Below are 4,974 nucleotides of genomic sequence, written 5' to 3'. Positions count from 1 at the left end.
GTGCATGAGGTGCAGGAGGGAGGGATTTCCGTACTCTATCAGGTGCGGGGGCGGGGGACGCGGATCCTTTCGGCCCTTCGCCGGGGGGACGAAGTAAAGGTGGACGGCCCGCTCGGAAGGCCCTTTCCCGTACCGGGAGCCGGGTCGGTCTGGGTCGTCGCCGGAGGGATCGGGGTGGCCCCTTTTCTTTTCTATCTTGAAACCCTGAAGGCCCGGGGGATTCCTCGCCGGCTCTTTTACGGGGCCCGGTCGCGCGAGGATCTTCTGCGGATCTCGCGGCTTTCGCGCCTTGCGCCCCTTATCCTTACCACCGAGGACGGCTCGGCCGGAAGACGCGGCCTGGTGACCGAGGCCCTCTCCGAGGCCCTCACCCGGGAGAGGCCGGCTTTGATCCTTGCCTGCGGTCCGCCGGCCATGCTTTCTGCGGTGGGAAGAATGGCCGAGGAAGCGGCTATCCCGGCCTGGCTTTCCCTGGAGGCGGTGATGGCCTGCGGGCGGGGGCTCTGTCTGGGCTGCGCCGTGCCCCGGAGGGGCGGAGGGTATCTTAAGGTGTGCGTGGAGGGGCCGGCGGTGGACTCGCGGGAGGTTGACCTTCATGCCCTTAGTTAGGCTCGGATCGCTCAACCTCAAAAACCCTCTCATGCTTGCCTCCGGCACCTGGGGCTTCGGGGAGACGCTCCCCGAGGAGGTCCTTAAAGGGGCCGGGGGCCTGGTGACCAAGGGGATTTCGCTTTTTCCCCGTGAGGGGAACCCCCCGCCGCGGCTTAGTGAAACCCCCTGCGGGCTTATAAACTCCATCGGGCTTGAGAACCCCGGGCTTTCGGTCTTTCGGGAAAGGATCCTTCCCCGGCTCCTTTCCCACGGGCCGCCGGTGGTGGTGAACATCCTTGCAGAAAGCGAGGAGGAGTTCCTGCGCCTTGCCGAGGGGCTTTGCGGGACCGGGGCCGCGGGGCTTGAGGTGAACATCTCCTGTCCCAACGTGAAAAAGGGGGGCCTTGCCTTCTCTAAGGACCCGGAGGGGGTCTTCCGCCTGGTACGAAGGATACGCGAGGTGTGGGAGGGGTTCCTTGCGGTGAAACTCTCCCCGGTGGAGCCGGTTTTTGAGGTGGCGCAGGCCGCGGAGGAGGCCGGGGCCGAGGCCCTGACCTGCGCCAACACCTACCCGGCCCTTTCGGTGCTCCGGGAGGGGAAGGGGCCCCGGTTTCATCTCGGGGGCCTTTCCGGCCCGGCCATAAAGCCCCTCACCCTGCGCTTGGTCTATGAACTCTCCCGCCGGGTAAAGCTCCCGCTTATTGCCTGCGGGGGGATCGTCTCCGGGCGGGATGCCTGGGAGTATCTCCTCTGCGGGGCCCGGGCCTTCCAGGTGGGAACCGCCACCCTCCTTGATCCCCGCGCTCCGCTTCGTATCCTTTCCGAGCTTGACGCCCTGGCTAAAGACGGCTAAAAGCTAAACTATGCGCAAATTATGGGCGGTAGTACTGCTCTTTTTCTGTGGGTGTGCCTATACCCAGCAGGTACAGGATCTTTCCCTGCGTCTATCCTCGGTAGAGGGTCAGCTCCAGGTCCAAGAAAAAAGGCTTTCCCGGCTGGAAGCCCGGCAGAGAGACCTTAACCGGCGACTTTCGGAGCTGGAGAAACGGCTCTCGGCCCTGGAGAAAGAGACCGGGGCCCTCAGCCAGCGACGGGCGGACCTGCTTGCGGAGATCCAGAAGACCCAGGCCGAAATAGCCCGGCTGAACGGACTCCTGGAGGAACTCTCCTATCAACAACGGCAGGATCAGGCGGCCTTCTCCGAATTTCAGGGGGAGGTTCTCAAGCGACTGGCGGCCCTGGAGAAGGGTAAGAAGGTCTCGGCTCCTCCTTCTCCTACCGGCAAGACCTCCCGGCCCGGACAGGAAGAGCTTTACCGGCAGGGTCTTGCGGCCCTCAAACAGAAAAACTATGCCCGGGCCCGCAAACTCTTCCGGCAATATCTGGAGCTCTATCCTCAGGGTAAATATGCTCCCAACGCCTATTTCTGGATCGGCGAGACCTATTACGCCCAGCGTCGCTACGAAGAGGCCATCCTGGAATATCAGAAGGTGGTGGATCATTATCCCAAGCACTACAAGGTCCCGGCCGCCCTGCTCAAACAGGCCCTTTCCTTTCTGCACCTGGGCGACAACGAGGCGGCCCGCATCCTCTTCCGCAAGATCGTAAAGGAATATCCCCGTAGCGAACAGGCTCCGGTGGCCCGCAAATATCTGAAACGACTCGGACGCTAAAAGTGCGTTCCCTTCTGGCCGGTTTTTTCCTGCTCTGGATGGCCCTTTCGGTCCAGGCCGCCCGGATCGGGCTTCTGGTCTCCGGCGGTCCCGAAAGGCAGGAGGTGGTCGCCGTGGCCCGGGACCTGGCCTCGCGTTTCCGGCTGGAGGGTCTTCCCCTGTGGGTAAAGTTTTACGATCCCGGCAGGGACGGCCGGCAGGCCCTTTCCGTCATCCGAAAGGCCCGCAACCAGGAGGTTCGGCTCCTGATCGGCCCCCTGAACCCCCGGGCCAACGGGGAAGTAATCCTGGCCGCCCGGGCCTATGGAATCCCGGTGATCCTCCTTACCGGGGACGTGGACCCCATCAAGATCCCGGGGGAGCCTTTCCGCGGGGTCTTTCGCACCGGGCTCTCCCCGCGCATGGCCGCCAAGGGGCTCCTGCGCTGCATCGCCGGCCAGGGGCGTCATCACCTGCGACTGCTCCTTTCCCTGAACGATGAAGGACGCCTGGGGCTCCGCTGGCTCAAGCTCTACGCCTGGGAATACCGCCTGCGGATCGAAAAGGTGGTCTGGTTCGGTCCGGGGGACACCTATCTTTATCCCAAATTCGAGGCCCTGCTCGGGGCCGACGCCGTGATCATCTGGTGTGATCAGGCCAGTGCCCTGCGGGTGGCCCGGGCCCTGGCCCTCTCCGGGCTTCATCTGCCGGTATTCTGGGGGCCGCAAATCGCCAGCGAAACCCTGCTTTCCGAAAACAGCGACCTGTGGAATCAACCCTTCCCGGCCACGGGTCTTTATCTTCCAGAAAAACGCTCCGCCTTTCCCTTCCCCCTCGATCTGCGCATCTCCGCCCTGATAGACGCCTTTTATCTGGCCCGGGAGATCCTCCTTCGGGGACATTCCCTGAGCGAACATACCCTCGAATCCCTGGGAAGGATAGACCTTCCCGGGGGAACCTATTACCTTTCCTCAGACGACCACTACGGGCTCCTTCCCCAAAGCGTGGGGCTCTTTACCTACGGTCCGGAAGGCTTCCGCCCCTACTGCCCTCCCGGACATCTTTAAGGGAGAGGAGGCTCTGATAAAATTTTGGGTGAAGGTAAGGCTCGGAGGCCAAAGATGGAAAAACGGGTTTTGAACTTTGTGGTAATCCTTGAACCGGATCCTTCCGGAGGTTATGTGGTTTCGTGTCCGGAACTTCCGGGATGTTACAGCCAGGGTGAAAGCGTAGAGGAGGCCTTAGAAAACATAAAAGAAGCCATCCTTTTAACCCTGGAAGACCTTGCAGAATCTGAGGAACCTCTCCCGGAGTCCCGAAAGATCCTGGTTTCCACGGTATCCGTTTCCATATAATGGCTAAACTTCCCATTATTTCCGGAGACGATCTCATCAAGGTATTGGAAAAGATGGGTTATCGGGTGGTAAGGCAGAAAGGCAGCCACATACGCCTTAAAGCCCCGGATAAACCTCCGCTTACAGTCCCCAGACATAAGGTCATCAAGCCAGGTCTTTTGTTGAAAATCCTTAAAGACGCCGGCCTATCCCGCGAGGAGTTTATTTCTCTTTTAAGAGACGGGTAAACTTTTATTGATCTCCGACAGGGCGGAAAGGACCTCTTCCGGGGTTAGAGCCTGCATACAGCGCAGGTCGCGGCACTTTTTGCGGAAACAGGGGCTGCAGGGAAGACCGGCCCGCAGCACCCGGTGACCCTCTCCGAAGGGGCCGGTGCGCCAGGGGGCCGTGGGTCCGAAGAGGGCCACCACCTTACGGTCCAGGGCCGCGGCAAGGTGCATGGGCCCGGTGTCCACCGAGACCACGGCCCGGGCCCCGGAAAGGATCCCGCAGAGTTCCTTAAAAGTTAGACGCCCGCAGAGGTTCTCCCCGTAAGCCGCACATCTTTCCACATATTCCCGGTCCCCCGGCCCCCCGACCCAGAGGAGGGGAAGGCCTAAGCCCCGGGCCTTTTCGGAAAGCGTACGCCAGTTTTCTTCGGGCCAGAGTTTGGTCCTCCACCGGGTGGCCGGAATGAAGATAAGCCAGGGCGGGGGAGGAAGGGCGCGCCTTTCAGCCACCTCCTCGGGCGAAGGATACCGGGGAAGCGGAAACTTAACCGGCTCGGAAACGCCTCCCAGGGCTTCTGCGGCCAGGAGGTAGCGCCGCACAGCATGAAGATCCGGATCATAGGGAGGAAGTTTTTCGGTGAGAGGAAGGGTGCTTCCCTCCCGGTGATTGGCAAACCCGAGTTTGCGGGAGGACCGGGAGAGGGCCACCGGAATGGCGCTCTTAAAGAGCCCCTGAAGATCAAGCACCGCGTCGTAATGTTCGGCCCGAAGCGCAGAGAGAAATTCCCGGAAAAGTTTTATCGCGCCCGCGGGCCTTCCCCGCTTGAAAAGGGCCAGGATTTCCCTGCGGGGAAAGACGATGAGCCTCCGGAGCAGGGGATGCCCCTCAAGGAGTTCGGCCTGAGGTCTTTCGGCCACCCAGTCTATCTCAAGGCCCGGGTGCCCCCTCTTCAAGGCCGCAAGCACCGGAAGGGCCTGCACCACATCCCCGAGAGCCGAAAGCTTGACGATGAGGATCCTTTTTAAGGAAGGATTAAGAAACACCGCTCAAGATGAGGCCCGAACCGAGATCTCCAAGACCCTGCGCTCGGCGGGATCGAAGGAAACCCCCACGCTTATCACCGAAAGCCCCTCGGCCCGGAAACGATCGGCATAGCCCCGGGCCTC

Annotated in this window: 7 protein-coding genes; 6 read left to right on the top strand and 1 reads right to left on the bottom strand. The window is 61.6% G+C overall.

Annotation, left to right across the window (positions count from 1 at the left end; genetic code table 11):
• The 6 genes from F8J34_RS06640 to F8J34_RS06615 form a co-directional block, all read left to right on the top strand.
• Positions 1-609, top strand: a 609-nt coding sequence (locus F8J34_RS06640) for a hypothetical protein (RefSeq protein ID WP_297057426.1), incomplete at its 5' end; no start/stop codon positions are given.
• The gene (locus F8J34_RS06635) at positions 596-1,444 is read left to right on the top strand and encodes a dihydroorotate dehydrogenase (protein ID WP_297057422.1); all 849 of its coding nucleotides are present in this window, start codon (positions 596-598) and stop codon (positions 1,442-1,444) included. The genes F8J34_RS06640 and F8J34_RS06635, both read left to right, overlap by 14 nt.
• Before the next feature lie 10 nt (positions 1,445-1,454).
• Positions 1,455-2,264: a tol-pal system protein YbgF gene (gene ybgF, locus F8J34_RS06630; protein WP_297057419.1), complete on the top strand. Its 810-nt coding sequence runs from the start codon at positions 1,455-1,457 to the stop codon at positions 2,262-2,264.
• A 2-nt stretch (positions 2,265-2,266) separates the two neighbouring features.
• Positions 2,267-3,310, top strand: coding sequence for an ABC transporter substrate-binding protein (locus F8J34_RS06625; RefSeq protein ID WP_297057416.1), 1,044 nt, complete (start codon positions 2,267-2,269; stop codon positions 3,308-3,310).
• A 54-nt stretch (positions 3,311-3,364) separates the two neighbouring features.
• A complete protein-coding gene (locus F8J34_RS06620) occupies positions 3,365-3,598 on the top strand; it encodes a type II toxin-antitoxin system HicB family antitoxin (RefSeq protein WP_297057411.1) in 234 nt (77 codons plus the stop codon).
• Positions 3,598-3,825 (top strand): type II toxin-antitoxin system HicA family toxin, encoded by a 228-nt coding sequence (locus F8J34_RS06615; protein WP_297057409.1) that lies wholly within the window; start codon positions 3,598-3,600, stop codon positions 3,823-3,825. The genes F8J34_RS06620 and F8J34_RS06615 overlap by 1 nt, the downstream gene beginning before the upstream one ends.
• Here the strand turns inward: F8J34_RS06615 and waaC are convergent.
• Positions 3,811-4,851 (bottom strand): lipopolysaccharide heptosyltransferase I, encoded by a 1,041-nt coding sequence (gene waaC, locus F8J34_RS06610; protein WP_297057407.1) that lies wholly within the window; start codon positions 4,849-4,851, stop codon positions 3,811-3,813. The genes F8J34_RS06615 and waaC overlap by 15 nt on opposite strands.
• Positions 4,852-4,974: the final 123 nt, after the last annotated feature.

Source organism: Thermosulfurimonas sp., from assembly GCF_015491435.1.
GTDB lineage: Bacteria > Desulfobacterota > Thermodesulfobacteria > Thermodesulfobacteriales > Thermodesulfobacteriaceae > Thermosulfurimonas_A.
This window is presented reverse-complemented; position numbering and strand designations above follow the sequence as displayed.

Coding starts and splice junctions, on each gene's coding strand:
- F8J34_RS06635 (WP_297057422.1), top strand. CDS start 596: ATGCCCTTAGTTAGGCTCGGATCGCTCAACCTCAAAAACCCTCTCATG.
- ybgF (WP_297057419.1), top strand. CDS start 1,455: ATGCGCAAATTATGGGCGGTAGTACTGCTCTTTTTCTGTGGGTGTGCC.
- F8J34_RS06620 (WP_297057411.1), top strand. CDS start 3,365: ATGGAAAAACGGGTTTTGAACTTTGTGGTAATCCTTGAACCGGATCCT.
- F8J34_RS06615 (WP_297057409.1), top strand. CDS start 3,598: ATGGCTAAACTTCCCATTATTTCCGGAGACGATCTCATCAAGGTATTG.